Source organism: Alteromonas sp. 1_MG-2023 (genome assembly GCF_030547075.1).
In the GTDB taxonomy this organism is placed as follows: Bacteria; Pseudomonadota; Gammaproteobacteria; order Enterobacterales; family Alteromonadaceae; genus Alteromonas.
In genome coordinates, this window is the sequence record NZ_JAUOQH010000017.1 from 68,272 (window position 1) to 95,074 (window position 26,803).

The 26,803-nt window shown below is 44.5% G+C and carries 21 protein-coding genes and 1 other RNA gene; 8 read left to right on the top strand and 14 right to left on the bottom strand.

Translation table 11 applies throughout. The annotated features are described in order from the left end of the window. Positions 1-13 precede the first annotated feature (13 nt). The 7 genes from Q4561_RS16245 to Q4561_RS16275 all read right to left on the bottom strand — a co-directional run bounded on the left by Q4561_RS16245 (position 14) and on the right by Q4561_RS16275 (position 9,032). Complete coding sequence (locus Q4561_RS16245) at positions 14-1,333, bottom strand: Xaa-Pro peptidase family protein (RefSeq protein ID WP_303462043.1); 1,320 nt, start codon at positions 1,331-1,333, stop codon at positions 14-16. Positions 1,334-1,500: 167 nt separating this feature from the next. Continuing rightward, positions 1,501-2,424 carry a multidrug transporter gene (locus Q4561_RS16250; RefSeq protein WP_303462045.1) on the bottom strand — a complete coding sequence of 308 codons (924 nt, stop codon included), beginning with the start codon at positions 2,422-2,424 and terminating at the stop codon, positions 1,501-1,503. 13 nt (positions 2,425-2,437) lie between these two features. Next, positions 2,438-4,162: a M28 family metallopeptidase gene (locus tag Q4561_RS16255; protein WP_303462047.1), complete on the bottom strand. Its 1,725-nt coding sequence runs from the start codon at positions 4,160-4,162 to the stop codon at positions 2,438-2,440. 138 nt (positions 4,163-4,300) lie between these two features. Then, positions 4,301-5,485: an FAD-dependent monooxygenase gene (locus Q4561_RS16260; protein ID WP_303462048.1), complete on the bottom strand. Its 1,185-nt coding sequence runs from the start codon at positions 5,483-5,485 to the stop codon at positions 4,301-4,303. Positions 5,486-5,740: 255 nt separating this feature from the next. After that, a complete protein-coding gene (locus tag Q4561_RS16265) occupies positions 5,741-7,054 on the bottom strand; it encodes an FAD-dependent oxidoreductase (protein WP_303462049.1) in 1,314 nt (437 codons plus the stop codon). Next, the gene (gene pepP, locus Q4561_RS16270; protein ID WP_303462050.1) at positions 7,051-8,430 is read right to left on the bottom strand and encodes a Xaa-Pro aminopeptidase; all 1,380 of its coding nucleotides are present in this window, start codon (positions 8,428-8,430) and stop codon (positions 7,051-7,053) included. The genes Q4561_RS16265 and pepP overlap by 4 nt, the downstream gene beginning before the upstream one ends. A gap of 35 nt (positions 8,431-8,465) precedes the next feature. Further along, positions 8,466-9,032, bottom strand: a complete 567-nt coding sequence (locus Q4561_RS16275; protein WP_303462052.1) for a UPF0149 family protein — start codon at positions 9,030-9,032, stop codon at positions 8,466-8,468. A gap of 418 nt (positions 9,033-9,450) precedes the next feature. On the opposite strand from Q4561_RS16275, the gene ssrS reads away from it, so the two are divergent. The 7 genes from ssrS (at position 9,451) to serA (ending at position 16,046) form a co-directional block, all read left to right on the top strand. Then, positions 9,451-9,632: non-coding RNA, 6S RNA (ssrS, locus tag Q4561_RS16280), on the top strand. Positions 9,633-9,653: 21 nt separating this feature from the next. Continuing rightward, positions 9,654-10,550 (top strand): ribokinase, encoded by an 897-nt coding sequence (locus tag Q4561_RS16285; protein WP_303462054.1) that lies wholly within the window; start codon positions 9,654-9,656, stop codon positions 10,548-10,550. 23 nt (positions 10,551-10,573) lie between these two features. Further along, positions 10,574-11,515 carry a nucleoside hydrolase gene (locus tag Q4561_RS16290; protein WP_303462056.1) on the top strand — a complete coding sequence of 314 codons (942 nt, stop codon included), beginning with the start codon at positions 10,574-10,576 and terminating at the stop codon, positions 11,513-11,515. Positions 11,516-11,589: 74 nt separating this feature from the next. Next, positions 11,590-13,218 carry an ATP-binding protein gene (locus tag Q4561_RS16295; RefSeq protein WP_303462058.1) on the top strand — a complete coding sequence of 543 codons (1,629 nt, stop codon included), beginning with the start codon at positions 11,590-11,592 and terminating at the stop codon, positions 13,216-13,218. 6 nt (positions 13,219-13,224) lie between these two features. Further along, positions 13,225-13,836: a 5-formyltetrahydrofolate cyclo-ligase gene (locus Q4561_RS16300; RefSeq protein ID WP_303462060.1), complete on the top strand. Its 612-nt coding sequence runs from the start codon at positions 13,225-13,227 to the stop codon at positions 13,834-13,836. Positions 13,837-13,918: 82 nt separating this feature from the next. Further along, positions 13,919-14,575 (top strand): ribose-5-phosphate isomerase RpiA, encoded by a 657-nt coding sequence (gene rpiA, locus Q4561_RS16305; RefSeq protein WP_303462062.1) that lies wholly within the window; start codon positions 13,919-13,921, stop codon positions 14,573-14,575. Positions 14,576-14,816: 241 nt separating this feature from the next. Further along, positions 14,817-16,046: a phosphoglycerate dehydrogenase gene (gene serA / locus Q4561_RS16310; protein ID WP_303462064.1), complete on the top strand. Its 1,230-nt coding sequence runs from the start codon at positions 14,817-14,819 to the stop codon at positions 16,044-16,046. Between the two features lie 201 nt (positions 16,047-16,247). Here the strand turns inward: serA and Q4561_RS16315 are convergent, their stop codons facing one another. From Q4561_RS16315 to Q4561_RS16335, 5 genes are all read right to left on the bottom strand, one after another. Then, on the bottom strand, positions 16,248-16,994 hold the full coding sequence (locus Q4561_RS16315; RefSeq protein ID WP_303462066.1) for a YdiY family protein: 747 nt from the start codon (positions 16,992-16,994) through the stop codon (positions 16,248-16,250). Positions 16,995-17,180: 186 nt separating this feature from the next. Further along, positions 17,181-18,032 (bottom strand): YdiY family protein, encoded by an 852-nt coding sequence (locus Q4561_RS16320; protein ID WP_303462068.1) that lies wholly within the window; start codon positions 18,030-18,032, stop codon positions 17,181-17,183. Positions 18,033-18,208: 176 nt separating this feature from the next. Then, entirely contained in the window at positions 18,209-19,033 is an 825-nt protein-coding gene (locus tag Q4561_RS16325; RefSeq protein WP_303462070.1) for an HDOD domain-containing protein, read from the bottom strand. Between the two features lie 60 nt (positions 19,034-19,093). Further along, positions 19,094-19,396 (bottom strand): DUF1289 domain-containing protein, encoded by a 303-nt coding sequence (locus Q4561_RS16330; RefSeq protein ID WP_303462071.1) that lies wholly within the window; start codon positions 19,394-19,396, stop codon positions 19,094-19,096. Positions 19,397-19,653: 257 nt separating this feature from the next. Further along, entirely contained in the window at positions 19,654-20,364 is a 711-nt protein-coding gene (locus Q4561_RS16335) for an SIMPL domain-containing protein (RefSeq protein WP_303462072.1), read from the bottom strand. 421 nt (positions 20,365-20,785) lie between these two features. Here Q4561_RS16335 and Q4561_RS16340 point away from each other — a divergent pair, with 421 nt between their 5' ends. Beyond that, positions 20,786-21,655 (top strand): DMT family transporter, encoded by an 870-nt coding sequence (locus Q4561_RS16340; protein WP_303462074.1) that lies wholly within the window; start codon positions 20,786-20,788, stop codon positions 21,653-21,655. Between the two features lie 271 nt (positions 21,656-21,926). On the opposite strand, the gene Q4561_RS16345 is transcribed toward Q4561_RS16340, so the two are convergent. Continuing rightward, positions 21,927-25,049, bottom strand: coding sequence for an efflux RND transporter permease subunit (locus Q4561_RS16345; protein WP_303462076.1), 3,123 nt, complete (start codon positions 25,047-25,049; stop codon positions 21,927-21,929). Further along, positions 25,049-26,290 carry an efflux RND transporter periplasmic adaptor subunit gene (locus Q4561_RS16350; RefSeq protein WP_303462078.1) on the bottom strand — a complete coding sequence of 414 codons (1,242 nt, stop codon included), beginning with the start codon at positions 26,288-26,290 and terminating at the stop codon, positions 25,049-25,051. Before Q4561_RS16350 ends, Q4561_RS16345 begins: the two co-directional genes overlap by 1 nt. Between the last annotated feature and the right edge of the window lie 513 nt (positions 26,291-26,803).

Consider the following 26,803-nt stretch of genomic DNA (forward strand, 5'->3'; position numbering starts at 1 on the left):
ACGCGCTTAAAGGCTAAACGTTTAAAGGTACTAGGCGCCCTAACGGTTTTTCGATACTTTCAGGTGGTTCGGTAAAGTAAACAGGCGCTTTGTCTGTCATGTATAAACAGTCCTCAAGCCGCACACCGAATTTGCCTGGTATGTATAAGCCGGGTTCGTTTGAAAAGCACATGCCTTTGTTAAGTGGTGTGGTTTCGCCGCGCACAAAGTTCACGCTTTCGTGCCCTTCCATACCAATACCGTGGCCGGTGCGGTGGCTAAGCCCTGGCAATGCGTAGTCTTTGTCGTAGCCTTGGGTAACATAATACTTGCGAACGGCGTCGTCTACTTTGCCCGCAGCTGTACCTACTTTAGCGGCGGCAAATGCCACGTTTTGACCTTCTCTCACGGTATTCCATACATCTACCACCCGCTGCGATGCTTTGCCGAACACCAATGTACGGCTAATATCCGACTGATACCCATGTACGCTACAGCCGCTGTCTAGCAATATAACCGAGCCTTCACTAATGGTTTGTTTTGCGTTGGTGCCATGCGGGTACGCACTAGCATCGTTAAATAGCGCCAAACACCATGCGCTGCTACCGCCTAATTGCTGCTGAGCACTGTTCATAAGGCTTTTAACTTGCGCTTGGCTCATACCAATTTCAAGCTTACTAAAAACATACTCATAAGCCCGAAGGGTCACTTCGTTGGCTTTATGTATAAGGGTTAGCTCGGCAGCGGTTTTATACATTCTACAGCCGCGAGTAATGGGTTCAGCTGCCACTATGTTCATATTGGGCAGTGCGGTAGTTACGCCCGTTACTACAAAATAGCGAACGCTGCTTTCAAAGCCAATATTGCCTTTTTCGATACCGCGGGATTTTAGTATGTTAGCGACCACATCGAAGGGGCTTTCATGTTCTTGCCATACCCGTACATCGTCGCCTACTTTTAAGCTTTCTAGCACGCTGGGTTGTTCGAAAAAGGGAGTCACTACAGCTATCTCGCCTTTTTGCGGAATAATTAATGCCGTTAAGCGTTCGCTTCGCCACCACTGAATGCCCGAGAAGTAATCCATGGCCGCGCCGGGCTCTATAATAATGGCCGCCATATTGTGCTCTGCCATTAACGCCTGCGCCTTTTTAATACGCGCTTCACGCTCGGCGTTACTGATAGGCGAAACCCCAGCGGTAATAGGCTTTAACGATGATGAACTGCTATTCGCATTTGCACTAGCACTGCCAGCATCACTGGCATCAGCCAAAGCTGCGGTGGATGTTAAGGCCAATGGGGCAATAGACGCTACTGTGACAGCGCCAGAGAGCTTTAGAAAATCGCGTTTGTTCATCATCATTCCTTTTGAATTTTGTTTAGCGAGTTTATGAAAACACTTATAAGTACATTATAGCTGGTGTCAGGTTTTGCTAAAATGAAATGGTGAGCTTGAGTTACATAATGCCTACACAGGCTTGCTTGGCCACACTAGGCCAACATTAGGCCCACGCTGAGCACACACTAGGCCCACATAACTAGCACCGCTGCCACGGCGATCATTAATAGCCCAACTATTTCTTGCAAGGTGACTTTATTTTTAAGCCAATGGTGCGCTAGCAGTAAAGTTAATAATACTTCTAATTGCCCTAGTGTTTTCACTAATGCCACGTGCTGAAGTGCCATGGCGGTAAACCAGCATATAGAGCCTAAACAACTCACCGCACTAATTGACATACTGTGGGGTAAATGGGTGAAAAGTTGCTTAAACACCTGTGGTTGAGTTAACAGAATATAAGTGCTTAACCCCAACGCTTGAATGCATAATACCCACAATAGTACCCATGCCGCACTATGCACAAAAGGCATGGCTAGCATGTGGCTGGCTTCACGCACAAATAGTGAGGTAAGGGCAAAACAGGTGCCGCAGGCTATGCCTATTAGTAAGGTTTTTAAGCTTAAGCCCTGCGCTTTATTACCACTGCTTAGTACGAATACGGCTAGCCCACCAATGCCAATACCTATCCAGCCTAGTAAGGTTAAATGGCTACCGAAAAACAACATGCCTAGCACGCCTGCCACCAGCGCTTCGCTTTTAGCCAGGCCAGCCCCTATGGCAAAGTTCTTTTGTTTAAATAACACCACCATAAAAGCGGTGGCGGCAATTTGCAGTACCGAGGCCAGCAGCACCACTGCTATAAATGAAAGACTAAACGAACTGCCATCAGCACTGCTTGATGCTCCGCCCAAAAAACCATCGAAAGAAGGGAGTGGCTGAGGTGAAACCGTATGCAGAATAATTAAATAAACTAGGGCTATGGGCGGTGCAAACAAAAACCGTGAAAGGGTAACGCCCACGGTATCAACGTGGGCGCTTAATTTGCTTTGCAGGGCATTGCGCACGGTTTGCATAATTACCGCGCCTAAGGTGTAAAATACCCAGCTCATAGATGGTGGTTCGCTATGGTTTAGGTGCTTCAGTCGCGGGGGCTTCAGTCACGGGCTCAACTGCACTGGCGGCCGGTGCCTCTGGTCGGTCTATCAAGCGCTTGTTCTTAAAGTCTGAATCTCGCTTCCAAACTGGCCATGCTTGGCTGTTCGCTAAGTTAGACATCATAGAGCCCATTAACGCTAAGTCTTGCTGCACACCGCCTAGTGTCCAACTTGGTAGGTAGTCGTCATCGGCTTTATGATAACGCTTGGCAATGAAATCAGGATCGGTATCGCCTAAGCTCATAAACAATAACGACGGCACACCTTGGCGAGCCAGCGCGAAATGATCGGAACGAAAGAATAGTCCATTTTGTGGGCGCGGATCTAGCTTTACCGTGCGCCCTTGCGCTGCAGCTCCTGCACTTAAATCATCTTCTAGTGAAGAGTAGCCTTCGCCGTACTGCAAAATGTAATCAACGGCATTGTTCACGTTCATGCCGTCTATATTTAAAAACGCCACCATGTTTGCAGTTGGAATAGGCGGATTATTTGCAAAGTGCTCGGCACCTAGCAAGCCGGTTTCCTCTGCGGTAAAAGCACTGAACATTAAGGTACGTTCAAACGGGGTTTGCTTGCTTTGTGCCACCAAACTATTGGCTAGGGTTAGCACACCTGCTACACCCGAGGCATTATCTACCGCGCCGTTATAAATTACGGTTTTGCCGTTTTTCTCACTTTTACCTAGGTGATCCCAATGGGCGTGTAACATTACCCACTCATCTGGTGTTGATGCGCCAGGTAATATACCTGCTACGTTTCGCGACTGAGCATGAGTGATGGTATTTGAAAATGTTAGCGAGGCTTTCACTTTCATCGGAATAGGCTTAAACCCTGGTGTTGATGCTTGTTCTTTAAGCGTGGCGTAATCAAGCCCAGCTTGTTCGAAAACCGTACGTGCTGTGTTCAGGTGTAACCACCCCATTACGCCAACTTGAGATAAGTTTTTATTGTTATCAACTAACGCAAACTTTGTGTTCGAGTTTGAGTTTTCGACCACGCCCCAGCCATAACCGGCAGGCATGGTTTCGTGAACAATAAATACGGCCTCAGCACCTTGGCGGGCGGCTTCTTCGTACTTGTATGTCCAGCGGCCATAATAGGTCATGGCATTACCTTGAAATAATTCAGGGTCTTTTGAAGCAAAACCTGGGTCGTTTACTAACATAACCACTGTTTTACCTTTTACATCTAACCCTGCGTAATCATTCCAGTTATATTCAGGGGCGTTAATGCCGTAGCCCACAAAAATCACATCGCTATTTTTTAATGTAATGTCTTTCACAATTCGCTGGGTTCTAGCGGTAAATGCAGTGCCACCGGCAAAGGTGTGCTGCCCCAAGGTTAACGCCATATCACTCGAGGGTGTAATTTTTGCCAACGGCACAGGCTGGGTGTAGCTATCGCCAAAGGCGGGTTTTAACCCAAGGGCTTTGTAGGCTTCAACCAGATAGTTAACGGTAAGGGTTTCACCTGCTGACAAGGGCCCGCGGCCTTCAAACTTGTCGCTTGCTAACGTACTTACGTGAGTGCGGTATAGGTCTAGATCGGCATCAGTGATATCGATACTTTGTGTTGAAGCACTGCTCTTTGAAGAGGCTGTTTCTGCGTAAGCTAAAACGGAAAAAGAAAGCGAAGTGCAGATCGCCAGCAAAGATGGAAAGGCGATTTTCTGAATAAATTGGTGAATTATCATTAATTTAGGCGCTTGTATAAAACGGATAGCTTAAGAGTATCGTTATAAAGCGCCTAGCTCAATGTTTGAGGTGCATTTGGCTGCTCTTATTTACAGCCATTTGCAGTTAATTTAATAACAAACAAGAAGATTACTTATTTATAGCCCCATCGCGTGGCTTACAAATGCTTGTTTTACCGCACTGAGTTTATCGGTAGCCGCTAGGCCTATGCCTCGAATTAGCTTTTTAAGTGGGTCGTTACCATCGAATAAGAATTTAAACCCATCCATTGCGGCAATCATCTTCATAGCCTCGGTTTTTCGTGCTCGTTCGTAAGGGCGCAAGTAGCGAAGCTGGCCTATGTCTTTTTGTTCTGCTAGCAAGGTGCCTAATAATGTAGCCAATGCTAATGCGTCTTGCATGCCTAAATTAGCGCCCTGCCCCGCTAAGGGGTGAATAGTGTGGGCAGCATCGCCCACCAGCACTATGCCCTCTTTAGCCCATTCACGGGCATAACGCATAGTAAGCGGAAATGCAGTTCTAGCTGTTTCTAACGTTACGGGCCCTAATGCATTATTGCTTGCTGCTACTAGCGCATTACAAAATTCCCTGTCGGAATACCCTTGTAAGGTTTTAGCGGCATCTGGGGTTTGCGACCACACAATAGAGCATACATTAGGGTCGCGCATAGGTAGCAAAGCTAAAGGCCCTGTTGGCGTAAAAGCTTGGCGCGCCACGTTTTCATGAGGTTGCTGAGTACGAATATTGGCAACAATGGCGGTGTGTTCGTAATCGCGGAACGTAATAGGAAAGTTTGCCTGTTTGCGCACGAAAGAATTAGCACCATCGGCGCCCACTAATAATCGGCAAGAAAGCGCATCGCCGTTTTCTAGCATTAGCATGTTTTGCTGCGGGCTACTTAATACCCGCTCTATGGTGGTATCTATTACCACAACGTTATCTTGCTTTAATACCGAATGGGCTAAGCCATTTATTAATGCCTGATTTTCAATAATAACGCCCAAGGTATCGCTTTCCAGCTCACCCCCAGTATCGTTACCCGCAAAGTGAATATCACCGAAGCTGTCTTTATCCCACACATGCATTGCATTGTAAGGGTTAGCTCTGCTTTCATCGATATGCTGCCAAACGTCGGCTTTTTTCAACGCGTTAATATTGGCCTGATTAATTGCGCTAACCCGCGCACCTGGCTTGTCGGCAAGGGGCTGGTCTATAGAGCCTTTATTGATAATAGCGATGCGGCACGGCGCGTCTTTTAGCGCTGCGGCCAGGGTTAACCCTACTATTCCACCGCCTACAATGGCGATATCGGCATGTTGCATATCGGCTCTCTTATTCTCTGTTCTTGGTGCTAGCTATTACTAACTACTACTAACTATTACTAGTGCTAGCAGTGCCAATTGATATCACTGCTAGCTGTTCACGCTGTTAGCGTTCTTACAATTCTAAGTATTAGCAACGCTAGCTATTAAGGGGCTAAAAGCTGATCGAACTTTAACTAAGTCGCAGCACTAGTGCTCATCACTAAGGCGTATTTCTTAAGCGTATTACTTTGGCGTAAATTTCAAGGCGGCCTGTTAAGCGCTGCGCCCATACCCTGTGGTTTGCTGCACAAACGCACGCTTCGCACTTGGCATCACATTTAATGCAGTAAGTGCCAAGTTTCTTGCTGCCACCAACGGAAAGTGTCGATTTGAAAACGTACGTACTAACAAGTCGGTCAACGTAATCGTGGCGGCTCTGTCTTTGCTGCGCTTAGTGGCGTATTCATTAAGTACGTTAAATTCCCCAGGATCGCTCACGCCTTTAAGCGTGTTTACCAAGGTAATAATATCTCGTAGCCCAAGGTTAAACCCTTGCCCCGCAATGGGGTGCAATGCTTGAGCAGCATTACCTACCACTACTGCACGGTGCGAGGTTAGCGCATCGGTGTAACTTAAGGCTAGTGGATAGCTGGCTAATTCACTGATTGCGGTAATTTGCCCCTGCCTGTAACCAAATTCTTGTTGTAACCGATGAATAAAAGCGCCTGGGCTAAGTTGCATAAGTGATTCAGCGTGCTCTTTTGCTACTGTCCATACCACGGAAAACCCTTTTCCTTTTGCCACATGGCCATTAATTTCACTGTCGAAAGGCAAAAACGCTACGGGGCCATTTTTGGTAAAACGCTCGTAGGCTTTATTGTGATGAGGCTCACTAGTATGGGCATTGAAAATAATAGCCATTTGCTGATAGTCGTTCGTGTGGCGGGTAAGCCCTACTTGCTGGGCAAGTGAAGAGCGGCCGCCATCGGCAATAACCAACAGCTTTGCGTTAATGGTGCTGCCGTTATCAAGGGTGACCACCGTAGAGTCGGTTTCGCGGGCTAAAGAAGTGACCGTGGCTGGCGCAATGTGCTGATATTGCTTACTTTGCGACATCACATTGTGGGTAAGCGCACTTAGCGATACCACTTGCCCAAAGGTGTTAATACCAAATTCACTGCACGATAAATTTGTTAGGCCAATACCGCCTTTATCACTTACTTCAATGTGTTCAATTTTGCCTTGGCTTTGTTTTGCTAGCACAGCTAGCCCCACGCCCATGGCATTTAATTCATTTACTGTGCGCCTAGCAAGGGCGATTACCCGTGTGTCGGTTAACGGGTTAAAAGTGCTGTTTGCCTTGGAGGAGCTGTTTGCCTTGGAGGAACTGGTTGCCTTGGAAGTACTGGTTGCCTTGGAAGAACTGGTTACATCGGTGGAGCTAGTTTTATCAGAAGAGCTAACTGCATTAGAGGGGCTGGCAGCATCGACCAGAGTAACCGAAAGGCCGGCTTGTTCAGATAAGCCTTTGGCCAATACGCAACCTACAATACCGCCACCTACAATCACTACGTCTTGATGGCTCACGCTTTTGAACCTTCTTGCTTGCTTTCTTTTTTACTTTCTTTATTGGCTGGCTGCATCAGCGCTTCGATGTCTTGCACAGTTTTTGGTACATCGGCGGTTAGAATATCCACCCCTGTTGCAGTCACCACAACATCATCTTCAATACGTACACCAATGCCTTTATATTGTTCAGGCACATCACTGTCGCTAGCAATATAAATACCCGGCTCTACGGTAAGCACCATGCCAGGTTTTAATAAGCGGTCTTGACCATTAATTTTGTAGTTACCTACATCGTGAACGTCTAAGCCTAAAAAGTGCCCTAGCCCGTGCATGTAAAATTGCTGCCACGCTTTATCGTCAAGATTTTCAGCTACCGAACCTTTTAACACACCAAGGTCTACTAAACCTTCGGTGATCACTTCAGCACTGTGAGTCATAGCATCGGGTAATGTGATACCTGGTCCTAGCATGGCTAAAACGCTTTCTTGCGCTTTTAACACCAGTTCGTAAATATCTCGCTGGGGCTTAGAAAATTTACCGTTAACGGGAAAAGTGCGGGTAATGTCAGCGGCATAACCTTGAAATTCAGCGCCTGCGTCAATTAGCACTAAATCGCCGTCTTGAATTTGAGATAAATTTTCGGTGTAATGCAAAATACAGGCATTTTCACCGCTACCCACAATCGTGCTGTAAGCCGGTGCGCGAGCACCTGCCATCGCAAATTCATGGTGAAGTTCAGCTTCAAGTTGATATTCATAGCAGCCCGGCTTAGCGTATTGCATAGCGCGCTTGTGCGCACTGGCAGTAATTTCTGCGGCGGCTTTCATCATGGCCACTTCACAGGCCGATTTAAACACGCGCATTTCATGCAAAATGGGGCGAACGTCAGTAATAGAAGTAGGCGCTAAGGCTTCTTTAGGTGCATTGCGCAAAGTAGCAAGGGCGCGATTAATTTGTGCATCGGCGCTATTAACCTGCGTATCGGCGTTATCGTTTTCACCTAAGGCGAAATAAAGATGGTCTTGGCCTTGAAGAGACTCCAACAAAGCATCGCCTAGTTCAGACAGTTCAAACGCTTCGTCTAAGCTAAAACGTGCTAATGCCGCTTCTGCACCTAAACGTCTACCTTGCCAAATTTCAGCGTCTTTATCTTTGGGTAAGCACACCATAGCCCGATAGCTTTCGCCATAACGAGGATGATTTGACAAAATTAGCCAAGCATCGGCTTCTTCAAAGCCCGTTAAGTACCAAAAGTCGCTGTTTTGTCTGAACAGGTATTCGGTATCGCGACTTCGAGTGACTAAACCCGCAGCCGGAATAACGCAAACACTGTTAGGTAAACATTTCGCCAATAGCCTGTCTTGACGAGCGATAAACTCTTGTGCACTAATCATCTCATTCGCCTCTTTTCACCAATATCTTGCAACAATTAATGAACAGATGGTTTGTCTTGCTGATCGTCAAGTAGCGACTGACCTAATTCGCTGAAACACAAAATAGCGGAAATTTTCACGTATTCCATCACTTCAAATAAGGCACGTTCAGACTCTTCATCGGCATCCATAGGCTCTTCCATACGGGCGATGTCGCCAAAATCTTCCAATGCTTCTTTCACATCAGGGGAACATTGCATTAAGTCTTGCTGATGTAAGCCAAACCCTAACATAAAGCCGTGCACCCAATTAATCAGCGCTTCGCCTCTGTCGTTAATAGGAGCTTGGTCGTCGGGTAGCATTAGTTGCAAGGCGAACTCAGGTTCAAGTAACTGCTGACACGTTTGGTTAAACAATGTGTTCAGTAGATGAGTGGTGGCATCGTTGAAGTTTTCACCTTGGTGAATAGTATCACTTAATGCAGAAAGCCACTTTTGATCGGTTAGCGACATGCCGCCACACAACATGCCACATAAAATTCCTTGAACTTCTGCGCCATCTACCACTATGCCGTGTTGCGATAACTTATTGCTAACGCTGTCGTAATCGAGCTGTTTTTCCACAAATAGGTTTCCTTTTTCGTTGAAACTTAATATTAGCAAAATAGCGCTATAAAACACACCATTGGTGATTTGGTCAGATGTTATTCAACTAGTACTGGTCTTATAGGTTTTAACTGGCAACCTAGTATCAATTGCTCTATGATCGTCATTACTGGATATGGAACTTCCTTTGCAACAGATCAAGGTAAAGATTAAGGTAGATACTAAGGTAACTTAGTAAGCTAGACTGCGCTTAAGCGAAGCAAATTTGAGCTTAAGTGAATAGCGTGTATAATTGCTGACCAACTGGTCAAGATTAGATTTATCGAATCTCATCAGTAATGGTTAAATTAGCTACGCAAATAATTCATTGGCGCTTTGGTGATCTACTTCACCCCACACCGCGTTTGATATACCCTGTTGCGTTATACAATAACAATGTTTCCTGGAATGTTCGCCAGTTCACTCTTGTCCCTGGCCGATGCTATTAAACTAGGAAGTTGAAACAATGGCTACTGTGCAAGCTCGGCTCGTATCGAGAAGCCTACGGCCATAGTGATGCTTCCGCCCTGAACTTTCGGTTCACGGGCGAACGATGAACAGCGGCATTTCGGGAGACGCCCTCTTTCGACGGAAGTAGAAATGGCAATAATAAATTTTGGCTCTATTAATATCGATCATGTTTATCAGGTAGATCACTTTGTTCAACCTGGTGAAACTCTTGCGTCTACTCACTACCAACAACTGCTTGGTGGTAAAGGTGCGAACCAGTCAATTGCCCTAGCGCAAGCCGGTGCTGATGTTCGTCACGTAGGCAGCATTCATGAAAATGACGCAACGTTCAAACAAACGCTAATTAAAAAAGGCGTAGATTGTCGTGGCGTAAAATGCTCTGAAACTCCTTCAGGTCATGCCATTATTCAAGTAACGCCCAGTGGTGAAAACGCCATTGTGTTATTTGGTGGCGCAAACCAAACCATTACTGCCGATACCGTAAACAAAGCATTGTTAGATACGTCGTCTTCCGATTGGGTACTTACCCAAAACGAAACCAGTAGTATTGCTGACGTACTTCGCATTGCGAAAGAACATCAGCTTAAAGTTGCATTTAACCCAGCGCCTATGAGCGAGTCGGTTAAAACCCTTCCTTTAGATTGTATCGATTTACTTATAGTGAACGAAACTGAAGCGGCCGCACTTACTGATAAAGAAGAATTAGACAATATTATTACGGTATTCAAAGAGCAGTGGTCTCATTGCGAAGTTATCATTACACTGGGTAAAGCGGGCGTAATGATGTTAAGAGGAAGCGATACCATTGAAGTGGAAGCGTTTTCTGTTGATGCAGTAGATACCACCGCCGCTGGCGATACTTTTATAGGTTACTTTTTATCAGCTTACAGCACTCACACTGATGCCAAACGTGCATTGATTAGAGGCTGTGCGGCATCAGCTATTGCGGTTACCCGTGAAGGCGCTGCGCAAAGTATTCCTACCCAGAAAGAAGTTGACCGTTTTTTGGCAAAGCACACTAAATAAGAAAACGCACTAGAGTATTACTAATGGCACATAAGATAATTTTAGACACGGATCCTGGCATCGATGATGCGATGGCAATATTTTTTGCGTTTCAGTCACCCGATATTGAAGTACTTGGTTTAACTACTGTATACGGTAACGTACCAGTAACCATGGCGGCACAAAATGCCCTAACACTGTGTGAAATTGCAGGTAAAGATATTCCGGTAACCAAAGGCGTAGGTATGCCTTGGGTTGGACCTGAGTCAACGTACGCGCATTTTGTTCATGGTGATTATGGTTTCGGCCACATTAAACCAGACGCCCCTAAAACTGAGCTAGATCCTCGCAGCTCTGCACAGTTCATTGTAGATACGGCTCGCCAATACCCTGGTGAAGTGACTATTGTGGCTATTGGCCCATTAGGTAACCTAGCGCTAGCATTGCGCTTAGAGCCTGACCTGCCTAAGTTAGTGAAAGGCGTGACCATTATGGGCGGTGCTGCATTTGTACGTGGTAACGTAACGCCACTTGCCGAAGCTAATATTTGGAACGATGCCTACGCTGCTGAAATTGTATTTGGTGCAGACTGGGATTTAACCATGTTCGGGTTAGACGTGACGAACGACACGCCGTTTTCTCCTTCTTTTGTTGAAACATTAGAAGAGAAAAATGAGAAGCTTGGCGGTTTTGTGAAAGACACGGCTCAATTCTATATGGATTTCTATTCAGCTAATCGTGAAGATCGTGTTTGTTTCTTCCACGACGCATTCCCACTTGCACACTTGCGCCACCCTGAGTTATTTGAACTCACCGAAGGTCATGTACGTGTAGGTACTGGCGAGCTAGATCGTGGTCAAACTGCAGTAGCACCAAAGGGTACAACCCCTAGCCCACTGTGGAACAATGCCAATACGATTAAAGTGGCTACAAAAGTAGATCACGCTAAATTGGAACAATTGTTCATAGACACCTACGCTTTATAAATGTGGAAGGGGGCTGAAGTTAAAAATCAGCCTCCCTCTTTCACGTTTTGGTTGAGTTGAGGTAATGTGAACGAATGATAAGTGCTACAGTTCCAGATAACGAAGAACAGCGTTTAAGAGAATTACTAAGCTACGATGTACTTGATACAGATGCTGAGCAACTCTTTGACGACTTAACTCAACTCGCCTCCCAAATTTGCGATACCCCTATTGCGTTAATCAGCCTTGTTGACCCAGACAGACAGTGGTTTAAATCTCGTGTTGGCATTGATGCAGAAGAAACTTCCCGCAATATTGCTTTTTGCTCTCATGCCATTTTGCAACGCGGCGTTTTCGAAGTACCTAACGCAATAGACGATCCACGATTCCACGATAACCCGCTGGTAACCGGTGATCCTAATATACGGTTTTATGCTGGCGCGCCTTTAGTTACCCCTTCAGGTCACGCTATTGGCACGCTATGCGCTATTAGCGATACCCCCAAGTCACTGACGGAAACTCAGCGCAGCGCACTTATAACGCTTAGCCAAGCGGTTATTGCTCACCTTGAATTAAAACGTAAGAACAGAGAACTTGAGCGAACCAGCCAGTTCAAATCTGACTTTCTCTCCTACGTTAGCCATGAAATTAGAACGCCACTTAATGCCATAAATACATTCAGCCATTTACTTGAAGGCGAAGCTAAACAGCATTCGTTTCCGGCTAACTTTACCGAGTCGCTTGGGCATATAAGTAAAAGCGGTGAGCGTTTGCTAGAAATAGTGAATTCAGTGTTAGACATCAAGCAAATAGAAGCTGGTAAAATGCGGGTGATGCCCCGCCCTGTTGGCACCACCGACTTTTTTACCCATTTATTTTCGCTAACTCGAATTCGCGCCGATGATGGTAACGTTATATTTGATTCCGTAATTGATGACAATATTCCAAACATACTCAGCTTTGATGATACGAAGCTTGGTCAAGTTGCCTTAAATTTACTGTCTAATGCCATCAAATATACCCATGCAAATCGCCATGTTTTGGTGCAAGTGAAGTACAAAAAAGGCAAATTACTGTTAATCATTAAAGACGAAGGCATTGGCATTAGTGAAGAGGAACAAAAAAAGCTATTCGCTCCGTTTGAGCGAATGGAAAACGCCCATCAATTTGATGGTACTGGCTTGGGCCTGAATATTACCAAAAAGCTGGTTGAACTAATGGACGGTTCAATAAAGCTGAGTAGTGCGTTAAACAAAGGCACGCGCATTAGCGTATCTATTCCTGCAGAGATTCCGGCAGACACTCCCGCTGATAAAATTGAACATGAGCTCACGCTACTACAGCCTGAAAAGCTTCACATAGATTTTGATACTCATGTGTTAGTGGTAGAAGACCATTATATTAATCAAGTGGTGATCAAAACCATTTTTGATAAATTAGGCTTGCCTATATCGGTGGTAGGAACCGGTGAAGAAGGTGTAGAGTATGTGAAGTCGAACCCAGTAGACTTAGTGCTTATGGATTTAAACTTACCAGGCATTGACGGCAAAGAAGCCACCCGCCAAATTAAACTCATTCGTGAAGAGCTACCTGTTATCGCGCTAACGGCAGATGTGATAACACAGCGAAATCTTCTATTAAGCAATGGATTAAGCGACGTGCTAACCAAGCCTGTTGAAAACGCGGAGCTTATTAGGGTACTCAATCACTATTTAGGGAAATAAAGAAAGGTGGAGCCACTTGTAGCACGTAAAACGTTACGAAAGTCACTAAGAGCACTACGCAATGGGTTAACTGAATCTGAGCAGCAACAAGCAGCCTTAGCAGTGCGAGACAACCTTTTATCACTGCCCGATATTACCAACGCATCATCTATTGCCTGTTACTTGCCTAACGACGGCGAAATAGACTTAACCCCTTTCATACACAGTTGTTGGGACCTAAGAAAAACGTCAGCCCCTCACACGTCGTTGCCGGTACTACACCCCGTTTGCAACGGCCATTTACTGTTTCTTCGTTACACAGAAGCAACACAAATGTGCGTGAATAAATACAACATTGAAGAGCCTGTTTTAGCCTGCCCAGATGTTATTCCTACTTTTCATCATCAGATTATATTGATGCCACTGGTTGGCTTTGATGAAATGGGCAATCGTTTAGGTATGGGCGGCGGCTACTACGACCGCACACTCGCGAGCATTCAAGCACAATCGGTCAGGCCAAAGCTGATTGGTATTGCCCACGATTGCCAACAAGTAGACCAACTTCCTGTTCAGCATTGGGACATTCCTGTAAATGCTATTATCACCCCTACACAGCAATTGAGCTTTAATCGTACATAACGCACCGTAAATTCCCCTATCACGGTGGGTTAGCCCGTGGTTTTCCGGTAAACTGATGAAAATTTAGTTTGGAGAGTGTCACATGGATCAGAATGCAAAGAAGCAAGCAGTCGCTAAAGCAGCCATCGAGTATGTCGAAAAAGGCAGTATTGTTGGCGTAGGTACTGGCTCTACGGTTAATTTTTTCATTGAAGAACTCGGCAAAATTAAAAACAACATAGAAGGTGCGGTATCAAGTTCAGATGCCTCTACCAAGTTGCTTGAAGCCCTAGGCATTGAAGTATTCGCGCTAAATGATGTAAGCAATATTTCGGTGTATATCGACGGTGCTGATGAAGTTACCGAACACAAACATATGATTAAAGGCGGCGGTGCAGCCCTTACCCGCGAAAAAATTGTAGCCGGTGCATCAACTACCTTTGTGTGTATCGTCGATGACAGCAAGCGCGTGCCTGTGCTTGGCAAATTCCCCCTTCCTGTTGAAGTTATTCCAATGGCGCGCTCTTTTGTGGCTCGTGAGCTAGTGAAGCTAGGCGGCGATCCTGAGTACCGCCAAGGCGTAGTCACCGATAACGGTAACGTTATTTTAGACGTGCATAATCTTGAAATAATGAACCCAAGAGAGCTTGAGCAGTCGATTAATAATATACCTGGTGTTGTCACCAACGGCATATTCGCCTTACGCGGCGCAGACATAGTGCTATCAGCCACCGAAACAGGTGTTGATACCTTTAAATAATAGCTTTCAAGTTAAACCGATTTCTGTTAGATTTCCGTTTAGACGTCTAGATGGCCTTTCGAGAGTTTGAGGCTAGTACTAGTCGGGGTAGGTAAGACTTCCGCAAACACGCTGTGAACCCATCCATGGGAGCTCCGCCGCCGCATCCATGCGGCGGAGGGTTTGCTTCAGTCTTACCTACCCCGCCTGCACCTGCCTCGAGCCCTGTAAATACTAATACTTTTTAAGAGATAGCAAATCCATGAGCAAAGTTTCACTAGAGAAGGATAAGATCCGGATATTGTTGTTAGAGGGTGTACACCAAAGTGCATTAGAAACCTTTAAGAATAATGGATACACCAACATTGAGTATCTCAAAACGTCCCTTCCTGAAGAAGAGCTTGTTGAGAAGGTGAAAGATGCGCACTTTATTGGCCTTCGTTCACGTACTCAAATTACTGAGAAAGTGGTAGATGCTGCTCAGAAATTGGTAGCTATTGGTTGTTTCTGTATTGGTACTAACCAAGTTAATTTAGAAGCTACGCAGCGCCGTGGTATTCCGGTATTTAACGCACCGTTTTCAAATACACGTTCAGTGGCAGAGCTTGTGCTTGGTCAGCTTATTCTTTTACTACGCCAAGTGCCTAGCAAAAGTGCCAAAGCGCACCGTGGTGAGTGGGAAAAAACGGCCAATGGTTCGTTTGAAGCCCGTGGTAAAACATTGGGTATTATTGGTTACGGCCACATTGGTACCCAACTTAGTATTCTTGCCGAACACTTAGGCATGCGCGTACAGTTCTTCGATATTGAAGATAAACTGGTACTAGGTAACTCTACGCAGGTTAAGTCGTTAGAGAAGCTATTAAACACTTCTGATGTGGTATCGCTTCACGTGCCTGAAACTCAGCAAACGCAGAACATGTTTGCGGCTGAGCAATTTGCGCAAATGAAGAAAGGCAGCATTTTTATTAATGCGTCTCGCGGCACGGTCGTTGATATTGAAGCCCTAGCCGATGCCCTTGAAAGCGGCCAGTTAAATGGTGCAGCTATTGATGTGTTCCCAGTTGAGCCTAAGTCGAACAAAGAAGAGTTCCAATCGCCTTTACGTAAGTTCGATAACGTTATTCTTACGCCGCACGTAGGTGGTAGCACTCAAGAAGCGCAAGAAAATATTGGTATTGAAGTAGCAGGCAAACTGGCTAAGTACAGCGATAATGGTTCTACATTGTCAGCAGTTAATTTCCCTGAAGTATCATTGCCTGAGCATACTAGTCGTTCTCGTTTGCTTCATGTGCATAAAAACCAGCCGGGTATTCTTACTCAAATTAACCAAGCGTTTGCAGAGAAAGGCATTAACATTGAAGCCCAGTACCTTCAAACTAACGCTGAAATTGGTTATGTAGTGGTAGATGTACAGCAAGACAGAGCGTACGACGCTCTTGCACAACTACAGCAAATTGACGGTACCATTAAGACCCGTATTCTGCACTAATGCTCTGTATGACGGTTGGCGATGTGACGGTTGCTATTTAACAGTTGCTACGTGTACGTGACAGTTGCGAGGTGACGGTTACGAGGTCAGAACAACTGGCTACCGTCATTCGTTAAGCATTATTTAAGATATAAAAAAACGCAGCCAGTTGGCAGCGTTTTTTTGTTTCTAAAGCTGAGTATTTATTTAACTAAATACGGCTTAGAAGAAGCTATAAACTAGCGTTACGGCAGTTTCGGTATCTAGCTTTTCAGTGTCTTCTGATACGTTTGTGTTATGGTCAACTTTAAACGATAATTTCATTGAAAGGTTACCGCTGATAGTAGCAGTTAGCGCAGACTCTGAACGAGATTTAGTGTTGTCTGAACCAGTTTCTGTACTTAGCGTTTGGGTAAACTTAGCCGTATCAGAAATCTTCCAAGAGTAAGCACCAGAAGCACGAACAATCATTCCGTTTTGCACTTCACCTTCGTCGGTTTGCGCAAACGAGTAACCAGGACCTATTGAGTATTCCAAAGTATGCTTTTTATTTTCGAATACTTTTTGGTTCCAACCGGCTGCTAGCGTAGATTGGTAATCGTAGCTGCTTAAGCGGTCATCTTCATATGAACTGAACACGAACAAGCGATGATCAGGGTTTTCAAGTCTGTAGTTACCTTGTGCTGATGCAAAGAACTTTTGCGCTGACGTGTACTCTTCATCTTCACCATCGTCATTTTCAGCAGTTTCTTTCTTGTAAAGACCATCAATGATGTAGTCGTTACTCCACTTCTCAAGTTCCTGGTGCGCAGTGATACCAGCGCTAAATGATGAAGTTTCTGTATTACCAGTTGTAGCAATAATACCTAGCTCACCTTCCATCGTGAAAGGTTTTACATCATCGTCTTGAGCAAGAGCAACAGAAGAAAAAGATAAGGCCAAAAGTGATGCGAGAAGCTGTTTTTTCATTTGCAATCCTAGTAGTTTGTAATCCTTACACTACGCAGTAAAAATCAAAACGAGATTATTTATCTGCATAGCCTGAAAATCAGCCGCAATAGTACCTACATCAGTGCATCAGTCAACATTGAGTGACCAAAAAAACAGCGATATGACCTGAAATTTACACTTTCGGATAAGGTATTAGGGATTTTTTTAGAAAAATTGATAAACCAAGGCTACAGAGGTTTCAGTACTTAACCCATCTACGTCTTCGGTAGTGTCAGTTTCATGATTCAAAATAAAGGAAAGCTTCATGGCTAGAGAGCCAAAGACATTAGCCGACAAGGAAGTTTCAGAGCGAGACTTAGTATTTTCATCTCCCGCTTCTGTACTAACAAATTGGCGTAAATTGGCACCTGAGGCCCAGTGATATTTGTATTCGGCAGATGCCCTGACAATGACCCCATCATTGATATCTTCGTCTAACGGTTCTTCAAGCTCTACAAAAGCATAACCCGGCCCAATACTGTAGCGAAATTCACTGACTTCGTCTCGCCATACTCGCTGTGACCAACCGGCGGCAAGTGATGCACGATGGTCGTAACCACTAAAAGCATCATCCTCATAGTCACCATACATGAACAAACGGCGACCAGGCTGGTTTAGTTTATAATCGAACTGAGCGCTACCATAAAAGCGTTTGGCCGACACTTCGCGACCAGCGCCATCGGCGGTACTTTCCTGATAAAGCATCTCTGTAAAATATAAGCTGCTCCAATTTTCCGTTTCATGATCGGCGTTAATGCCAGCTTTAATGCTAGCTGCCGATGTATTGCCAGTGTTTGAGAGTATACCTAACTCGCCATTCAGCGAAAATCTAGGAACTTCGTCGTCGGTATCAGGTGTGAAATCGGCATGATAGAGCGTTTGAATTAAATCACGATCTGCAGCGAATGCGGCACTGCTGAACCCTATCAGGCAGCACAGCACAAAAAATATTTTAGTAAGATTAAGCATAAGTTTTAGTAAATTTTTATCGGTTCGGCGGTGTACTGGCATAGCCATCTAACACCCTATTATGCCCTTCCGTGGGGTATTACGTAAGCTACAAAACTGCCGTTACGTTGCTTTGCACCACACTAGACAACTCATTAAACACCATTGAAAACGATAAAACTAACACTTAACTGCTATTTCGCTTTTATTTAATAGCTATGTTTCTATTATTCAATTGTTGGGCTCTAATGGATTAGCATGGAAATTTTTGCTGTTTCTCTGTCTGCGTACTTTATAGCGTTAGCAATATCATACATATCTACATCAATACTATTGGCTTCATCTTCGGAAAAAAGTTCAATATCATCAATGCTTTTTTTACTCTGCTGTATGGCGGTTATTTTTGTCGCTAACGCCAGTAGTGCAATATCTCTATCCGAGGCCTGTCTACCAACGTCGTTGGCATGCATAACAGGGTAATAAAGCACAAGTGGCAGCTTCCAGTTTTCTAATATGTTACCGCTACAGTTTGAAAAGGTAAAACCGAAGTGCGCTATTTGTCTTTCCTCTAACTGCATATCAGTTTCTTGTTCAAGATAATTTTTATAAAGCTCAGGTGAGCGTTTAGCCACAACTAATTCACTTAAATTTTGCAAAATTCCCATTGCAAAAAAGCGTTCACTGCCGCGTATTTTACTAGCCCGAGCTAAGTACTTGCCTACAATTCCACAGTACACTGATTCAAACCAGTGCTTATCAAGGTTGATAAGCTGAGTATCAAAATATCTAAACGCACTATTAGCCGTTTCTGCCACCACAATATTGTATAAGGCTTCGCCACCAATGATGTTTACGGCTTTTGCTATAGAGTCTACCTGCGATGGGAAACGAAATAATGAGCTATTAGCTAGCCGTAACACTTTTGCTGATAACGACGAATCTAAACTAATTAACTCACCAATGTCGTTTGCGCTTGAACAAGGATCGTCTAATAGCGTGCGAATACGGATACAAATATCCGGCAAGCTAAATGATTTTGTCGCAAACGACACGTATTTTTCTAATGACATGCAAAGGTTCCACTTTTTATCATTTGCATTAACCGCTTTAGTGACCACAAGTCTCACAAGTTATGCTTTATTTTTGTTATTAAGTGGCACATCAAACATACTAATTTGATCGGGCTCACGTACTTCAATTGGCGTTTCGTTTTGACGCCTGGCTCTATTCAACGCCGCTTGTTTGCGTCGCTGGCAAGCCCCTATTACTTTTCGGCGAGTAGCATCATCAATCTTCAGCCAATACAAGCGTTCTTCTCGGCTGCGATAACACCCTTTGCAATACCCGCGCGGTCCAGCCTCACAAACACCAATACAGGGGCTTGGAATTTCGAAAAACTCCAATTGCTGTGCCGGTGGCGTTTGGTCTGTCATGTAATCCCATATGCGCATACTCGCGCTGCGATTGTTTAAATGTGTGTACCTTACTTGCCAGTCATGGCGTTAGGCTGTCATCGCGTTAGGCTAAATATAGCCTTGAGCCAAATATTGGCTCAAGCCTTGAGCGATTTTAGCTTTCGGCCTAAAACAACAAACACTAATTTTACCATACAAAAGTACTTAACTAATCCTTTCCCTATATATTCTGAGCGAACTTGGCAAAATTGCAACTCTGTAATGATACGTCAGTATCAGTCTACCAGCGTATAATCTATGGTTGATACCACACGTACACGCTTAATATGAGGGTGATGGTTGTCTCTGCTTGAGATAGAAAACCGCCCTTGATTCGCTCTCTTTATTTTCCCTAAGGTACTTTTGGAGTCTTGAGCAAACTTTTCAGCCACTTCTCTGGCGTTAACCGTAGCTTCTTCAATCATGGCAGGCTTTACCTCGTTTAAACGGGTAAATACATATTCAGGCTGGGCTTGATAGCTCTGACTATTAAACACTATGCCTGATTTCACTAAACTGCCGATTTGCTGCATTACTCTGCGTACCTTTTCCACATCATTGGAAAATACGGTAATAGTTTGTACTGCGGTATAGCGAAATGCTGGTTTTTCCGCATTACCGTATTGCTGAGCTAATTTGTCGGTAATTTCTGGCTTACCGATAGTAATCCCCTCTTTCGCCACACCGTTGTCTTGTAAGAAAGTTGCCACTTTCGCGCTATTTGCTTCAATATTGCTGTATAAACCGGGCAAATCATTGCTAGCATCAACAAATTGAATGGGCCAGATGACTCGGTTAGCTACATATTCACGTTCCGATAACCCTTTCACGGTAACGACTCTATCCCACGTTTGCATTTCGTTTAAGGCCGATGATACCTGTTGCCCTAAAAGACCAAGCGCACCTACCATTCCTATTGCCACCACCACTGCTGCACCTATTTTCATAGCTCTCGTTTCCAATTTTATTGTTAGTATTACTAGCCTAAATTCTATTAGGGACGATATTAGGTAATGAAATGGCCGAAAAGATTGAGACTTACCGATAAATAATGACCAATTGTGGCATTAAAGAGGTTGAATCAAAGGTGAAGAGAAAGACTCCCTGAACTACTAACTCGAAAAACACTTTGACAAAAAAACGAACAAATTGAAAACTAACAAGTAAAACGCTATTCATTAGATTCAAAACCCCACTTTTCTACGTTTAAATTTCATCTAGATGAAATAAAATACGCATCAATAAAGCATACGATGACACTTTGTAAACTTCATGCCGCATATAGATAAATCACAATAGGCAATTAACTAAAAGTACTGTTTCTTCAAATTAAGCTATCAAACTCTAAGAATATGAGACTCATTTAATATGTGGATTGTTTTTGCATTGCTCGCAACATTATTTTTTGGTTTACGTGGGATCTTATATCAATGGACATCTCAGAAAAATCTGAATCGGGATCTGCTGTTATTTGGTGTATTTTTTACTGGGTTTATCACTAGCCTTGTAGGTGTGCTGCTGCTAAATCAACGCTGGTATGGCTGGGAAGATGTGGCTGTTGGTCTTGGGCTGGGCTTTGGCTCTTTTGCTGCAAATGCGCTTTTACACAAAGGGTTTTCAGTAGGTAAAGCCTCACTCATCAGCATTCTTGCAGGATTGACTCCCTTATTTGTACTGATCTTTGCATTTTTAATTTGGAAAGAGACGCTAACAGCCATTCAATTATTTGGATTTTTCATTATTTTTTGTGGTCTTTTAATTATCAGATATTCGTCTGATATCTCTGTAGATAACTTAAAAGGGGCACAATGGGGACTACTTGCTGCATTGTTTTTTACGTTTACTGATTTAATGGGGAAACAATCTACACGCTTAGAAGCTGATGTTTTTGCTACTTTAACCTCTATGTTCGGTTTCGGAACTTTTCTTTTTGCCCTGAGATGGTTGGTAAAGCGTAAGAAATTTCTAGCGAGTCAATATTCAGCTACAACTAACTGGTCACAAATAAAAACGTTCTCTTGCGGGCTGATAGTTGGGGTGGCAAACGTAACCGGCATGGTTGCCATAATATCAGCGTTTTCTATTGGTAATACTGGGCTAGTTTCTGCAATTTCAGGAATGAATATCTTACTTATTCTTCTTTATTCCCGTGTTGTTTTAAAAGAAACATTTAGTCGCCGAGAAGTGCTAGGGTTAACTGCTGCATTCGTTGGGCTCCTAGTTCTTAGATTAAATTAACTTAGGTTAAATTAACTCAGACTAAACTAGATTAGATTAGATTAAATTAAATTAGAGATTAAGCTAATGCCGAGATCTTACGTTACAAAAGTTTTAGTAGCGTGCTGCAACGTGTATCAATAACTCAATCATCACTGCGATTTTATCCTTGGAACGACTTATATATCAGTCGTGCCGAAGACCTACCATGAAAAAAAAGGCCACTTAAACTAAGTGGCCTATAGTGCCTCTAAAGTACGAGGAGGAGGCAACGCTTGGGTAAACGGGAGAGTTAACCGTTACGTTTCAACAAATAGTAAAATACAGGGGTAAGAACTAAGCCGAAGACGGTTACGCCAATCATGCCTGAGAATACCGCTACGCCCATGGCTTGACGCATCTCTGCACCAGCGCCTGTGGAAAGCACCATAGGCAATACACCCATAATGAAGGCAATCGACGTCATTAGGATTGGGCGAAGACGCAACTTACTGGCCTCTTTAATGGCTGATAGCGCATCCATGCCGTTGTCTTGTAGCTCTTTGGCAAATTCCACAATAAGAATGGCGTTTTTAGTCGCCAGCCCCACCAACACAATTAAGCCAATTTGGGTAAATATGTTGTTGTCGCCGCCATATATCACCACACCAATTAATGCACTTAGCAAGGTCATGGGTACAATCAATATAATGGCCAGTGGTAAGCGTAAACTTTCATACTGTGCCGCCAATACTAAGAACACCAACAGTACTACCAGCGGGAAGATAAAGGCCGATGCGTTGCCTGCCAATATTTGCTGATAAGTTAGCTCGGTCCATTCGTAGGTCATGCCTAACGGCAGGGTTTCATCAAGTATTTGCTCAATCGCTGCTTTAGCTTGATCAGAACTGTAGCCCGGTGCCGGAGAGCCATTAACTTCAGCGGTGACATAACCGTTGTAATGCATCACACGGTCGGGCCCTGCGCTGTGCTCAATGTTAAGGAATGAACCTAGCGGGATCATATCGCCTTTATCATTTCGCACTTTAAACTGGGTGATGTTTTCAACATCTTGGCGATACTGAGCATCGGCCTGAACATTCACTTGATAGGTTCTACCGAATAAGTTGAAGTCGTTCACATATACCGAGCCTAAATACGCCTGCATGGTGTCAAACAAGGTGCCTATGTTTACCCCTTGGCTAACGGCTTTCTCGCGATCTACATCCACATTTAACTGAGGTACGTTAACCGTAAAACTGGTGAAGTTACCGGTTAATGCAGGGTGCGCCCACGCTTTGCCTATTACTTCTTGGGTTACTTTTTCAAGTTCAGCAAAACCTAAATTTCCTCTGTCTTGCACTTGTAGCCTGAAGCCCCCAATGGTGCCAAGACCCATTACCGGTGGTGGCGGGAAGATAGCCACATAAGCGCCTTTAATAGAACCAAATTGCTGGTTTAATTGCATGGCAATAGCACCGGCTGATAACTCTGGGCTTTGACGCTCATTGAACGGTTTAAGCGGCGTAAACAACACACCCGAACTTGGGCTGTTGGTGAAGCCGTTTATGTTCAACCCTGGAAATGCCACTGCATCAGATACACCTGGGTGTTCCATCGCAATACGCGACATTTCACGCACGACTTCCTCGGTTCTATCTAACGACGACGCATTAGGAAGCTGTGCAAATGCAATAAGGTACTGCTTATCTTGAGGCGGTACATAACCGGTTGGCGTGTTAGCAAACTGGAAGTAGGTTAACCCTAACAAGCCAGCATAAAGCACCACTACCACACCGCTTTTGCGAATAAGCCCGCCTACAGCGCCTGTATATTTTTTCGCACCGCGATCGAACATTTTATTGAATGGCGTAAATACAAAGCGGCCAAATACTTTATCCATACCTCGGCTTAGCCAATCTTTCGATTGCCCATGAGGTTTCAACAACAAGGCCGATAATGCAGGGCTTAAAGTTAATGAGTTAATTGCCGAGATAAAGGTAGAAATAGTAATGGTTAACGCAAACTGCTTATAGAACTGACCGGTCAAGCCGCTCATAAACGCAGTAGGAATAAACACCGCTGCCAACACCAACGTAGTGGCAATAATAGGACCTGTTACTTCTTTCATGGCTTGTACGGTGGCATCGAATGGTGCTTTACCGTCGGCAATATTCCGCTCTACGTTTTCCACTACCACAATGGCATCATCAACCACAATACCGATAGCCAGTACTAAGCCAAACAACGAAAGCGCATTTAACGAAAAGCCCATCAATTGCATAAACGCAAAGGTACCTACTAATGAAATGGGTACAGCCACTAGAGGAATAATAGACGCGCGCCAGGTCTGTAGAAACAGCACTACTACCAACACCACCAATAGCACAGCTTCAAATAGTGTATTTACCACCGCTTCAATTGAACCACGTACGAATACGGTAGGATCGTAAACGATGTCGTATTCCAACCCTTCAGGAAACATCTTTTCAAGCTCGGCCATGCGAGCCCGCACGTCGTCAGAAATTTGAATAGCGTTTGAGCCTGGCGCCTGAAATATAGGTAATGCAGCCGCCGGATTGTTATTTAGCAATGAACGTAAGGTGTAATAATCGGCACCTAACTCTATTCGAGCTACGTCTTTTAAACGGGTAATTTGACCATTATCGCCCGTTTTAACGATGATATTTTCAAATTCACTTTCATCCTCAAGACGACCGCGCACATTAATCAGTAGCTGAAACTCACTGGAGCCCGTAGGCTGCGCGCCAAGGCTACCAGCCGCTGCTTGTTGGTTTTGCTCGGAAATAGCCGCAACCACATCACCAGGGTTCATTTGCAGTGAAGCTAACTTGTTTGGATCTAGCCATACGCGCATGCTGTATTCGCCAGCACCGAACAAACGAACTTGCCCTACCCCTTCAACTCGGGCTAATTCATCTTTTACGAATTGGTCGGCATAATTCGACAAATAAAGCATATCGTAACGATTGTCAGGCGAGGTTAAATGCACCACCATGGTTAAATTTGGTGACGATTTCTCGGTAACAATACCTAAGCGCTGAACTTCTTCTGGTAATCGCGGTGTTGCGCGGTTAACACGGTTTTGAACCAATGTAGTAGCATCATCAGGATCGGTACCAATAGCGAAGGTGATGGTAAGGGTCATACGCCCATCAGATGTGGCTTGTGAAGACATATAAATCATGTCTTCCACGCCATTAATCTCTTGCTCTAGAGGCGTAGCAACGGTTTCGGCAATAACCTTTGGGTTAGCACCAGGATAGTTAGCCGTTACCACTACCGTAGGCGGCACCACTTCTGGGTATTCAGTAATAGGAAGCTGCCAAACAGCGATGGCGCCACCAATGAAAATGAGCAGGCTTAGAACACCTGCAAAAATTGGGCGGCGAATGAAAAATTGCGAAAAATTCATTAATTAATTCCAGTACCAGCTACGCTACTTTTAAGCGCGTCCACGTTAGCCAAATTTGTTACATTATCTACACGAGACTGCCAGTTTTGCAGGCTTGCCAGTGCTTCTTTATCACCCATATCAACTTGGTTTGGCGCAACAACAGCACCTGGGCGTACGCGCTGAAGACCATCTACTACAATGGTGTCGCCTGCCACTAAGCCACTTTGAATAATGCGCATACTGCCTACTTTGTCACCCAAGGTAACGGCGCGGTATTCCACTTTATTTTCGCTGTTTACCACCAACACAAATTTGTTGTTAAGGTCGGTGCCAATGGCTTTTTCTTTAATTAAAATGCCTTGTTCGTTGGTATCACCGGCAAGTTTCAGGTGGGTAAATAAACCCGGCATTAAGCGACCATTTTCATTGTTGAAAACCGCGCGAACGCGAAGGGTTCCGGTATTGCCGTTAACTTGGTTATCGACGAAGTCGATTTGCCCCCAATGGCCGTAATCTTGCTCATTGGCAAGACGCATAGCCACGGCTTGGTCGTTAACCGCTGACTCGGCTTTATCATCACTGCTCACGTAATTTAGGTAGGTTTGCTCATCAATATCGAAGTAAGCGTAAAGCTGATGAGTAGATACGATGCTAGTCAGCTCAGACTGCCCTGCCGTTACATAGTTACCTTCGGTGATGTTTGCGCGAGAAACACGGCCAGAAATAGGCGCTTCAACGCGAGCAAAACCACGATTCAAGCGGGCAACGTCTAACGCCGCTTTTGTTTGGTTAATGCTTGCAAAAGCTTGATTCTTACCCGCTAAACGCTCATCTAACACTTCTTGCGAAACCGCTTGGGTTTTACGAAGCTTTACGACTCTGTCGTAGCTTTGCACAGATAAATCGTAACGGCTTTTGGCTTCTTCAAGTTGTGCGGTTAAACGCTCAACTTCTGCTTTAAAAGCGCGGTTATCAATAAGGAATAATGTTTCGCCCTGCTCTACATATTCGCCTTCTTCAAAAGCTACAAATTCAATGTAGCCTGAAACACGTGGGCGAAGAGATACCATTTGCGGCGCTTCCAAACGGCCAGTAAAACTGTCCCATTCAGTTAAACGCTGCGAGACCACAGGCGCAACATCTACAGGAATGCCTGCATTCGCATGCATTTGCTGGCCAGGATCCGTATCGTCGCTACCACATGCGGCGACAAGCGCTGTTAGGCTTAATATTGCCAAAAATCGAGTTAAAGTCGTCATTGCAAGAGTCTCTAAAAGTGTGAAGGCGTGCATTATGCACATGGCAATACAATAAAAATAATTATATTTTCGTATGCAACACATCATAAAATGATATATATTGAGAAGTATGAAATTTAGGCTATTTTGCTCAAGGTGTTGCGTATAATTTGGCAGCACAACATGAAGCAAATAAATGTAGTGATACTACTTAAACGCGCCGTGTAGAGATAAACTCACGTGATAAAAAGCGAAGGGTACACCGCGTGTTTATGTAGTATTTCCTTACCGCGGCTTCACATCGTACTAAGGACGAGGTGAGGACGTATTCCGTAAACCCTCAATCGCATGGATGCGATTGCACAGCGCCCATGGATGGGTTCACCGCGTGTTTACGGAGTATTTCCTTTCCTCGGCCTCACATCGTACTAAGGACGAGGTGAGGAAGTACTCCGTTAACCCTCAATCGCATGGATGCGATTGCACAGCGCCCATGGATGGGTTCACCGCGTGTTTACGGAGTATTTCCTTTCC

What these genes read in the sequence shown, in the direction of transcription:
- Q4561_RS16245 (WP_303462043.1), bottom strand. Translation starts at nt 1,333, where the DNA reads ATGAACAAACGCGATTTTCTAAAGCTCTCTGGCGCTGTCACAGTAGCG.
- Q4561_RS16250 (WP_303462045.1), bottom strand. Translation starts at nt 2,424, where the DNA reads ATGAGCTGGGTATTTTACACCTTAGGCGCGGTAATTATGCAAACCGTG.
- Q4561_RS16255 (WP_303462047.1), bottom strand. Translation starts at nt 4,162, where the DNA reads ATGATAATTCACCAATTTATTCAGAAAATCGCCTTTCCATCTTTGCTG.
- Q4561_RS16260 (WP_303462048.1), bottom strand. Translation starts at nt 5,485, where the DNA reads ATGCAACATGCCGATATCGCCATTGTAGGCGGTGGAATAGTAGGGTTA.
- pepP (WP_303462050.1), bottom strand. Translation starts at nt 8,430, where the DNA reads ATGATTAGTGCACAAGAGTTTATCGCTCGTCAAGACAGGCTATTGGCG.
- Q4561_RS16285 (WP_303462054.1), top strand. Translation starts at nt 9,654, where the DNA reads ATGGCAATAATAAATTTTGGCTCTATTAATATCGATCATGTTTATCAG.
- Q4561_RS16290 (WP_303462056.1), top strand. Translation starts at nt 10,574, where the DNA reads ATGGCACATAAGATAATTTTAGACACGGATCCTGGCATCGATGATGCG.
- Q4561_RS16295 (WP_303462058.1), top strand. Translation starts at nt 11,590, where the DNA reads ATGATAAGTGCTACAGTTCCAGATAACGAAGAACAGCGTTTAAGAGAA.
- rpiA (WP_303462062.1), top strand. Translation starts at nt 13,919, where the DNA reads ATGGATCAGAATGCAAAGAAGCAAGCAGTCGCTAAAGCAGCCATCGAG.
- serA (WP_303462064.1), top strand. Translation starts at nt 14,817, where the DNA reads ATGAGCAAAGTTTCACTAGAGAAGGATAAGATCCGGATATTGTTGTTA.
- Q4561_RS16315 (WP_303462066.1), bottom strand. Translation starts at nt 16,994, where the DNA reads ATGAAAAAACAGCTTCTCGCATCACTTTTGGCCTTATCTTTTTCTTCT.
- Q4561_RS16320 (WP_303462068.1), bottom strand. Translation starts at nt 18,032, where the DNA reads ATGGCTATGCCAGTACACCGCCGAACCGATAAAAATTTACTAAAACTT.
- Q4561_RS16325 (WP_303462070.1), bottom strand. Translation starts at nt 19,033, where the DNA reads ATGTCATTAGAAAAATACGTGTCGTTTGCGACAAAATCATTTAGCTTG.
- Q4561_RS16330 (WP_303462071.1), bottom strand. Translation starts at nt 19,396, where the DNA reads ATGACAGACCAAACGCCACCGGCACAGCAATTGGAGTTTTTCGAAATT.
- Q4561_RS16335 (WP_303462072.1), bottom strand. Translation starts at nt 20,364, where the DNA reads ATGAAAATAGGTGCAGCAGTGGTGGTGGCAATAGGAATGGTAGGTGCG.
- Q4561_RS16340 (WP_303462074.1), top strand. Translation starts at nt 20,786, where the DNA reads ATGTGGATTGTTTTTGCATTGCTCGCAACATTATTTTTTGGTTTACGT.
- Q4561_RS16345 (WP_303462076.1), bottom strand. Translation starts at nt 25,049, where the DNA reads ATGAATTTTTCGCAATTTTTCATTCGCCGCCCAATTTTTGCAGGTGTT.
- Q4561_RS16350 (WP_303462078.1), bottom strand. Translation starts at nt 26,290, where the DNA reads ATGACGACTTTAACTCGATTTTTGGCAATATTAAGCCTAACAGCGCTT.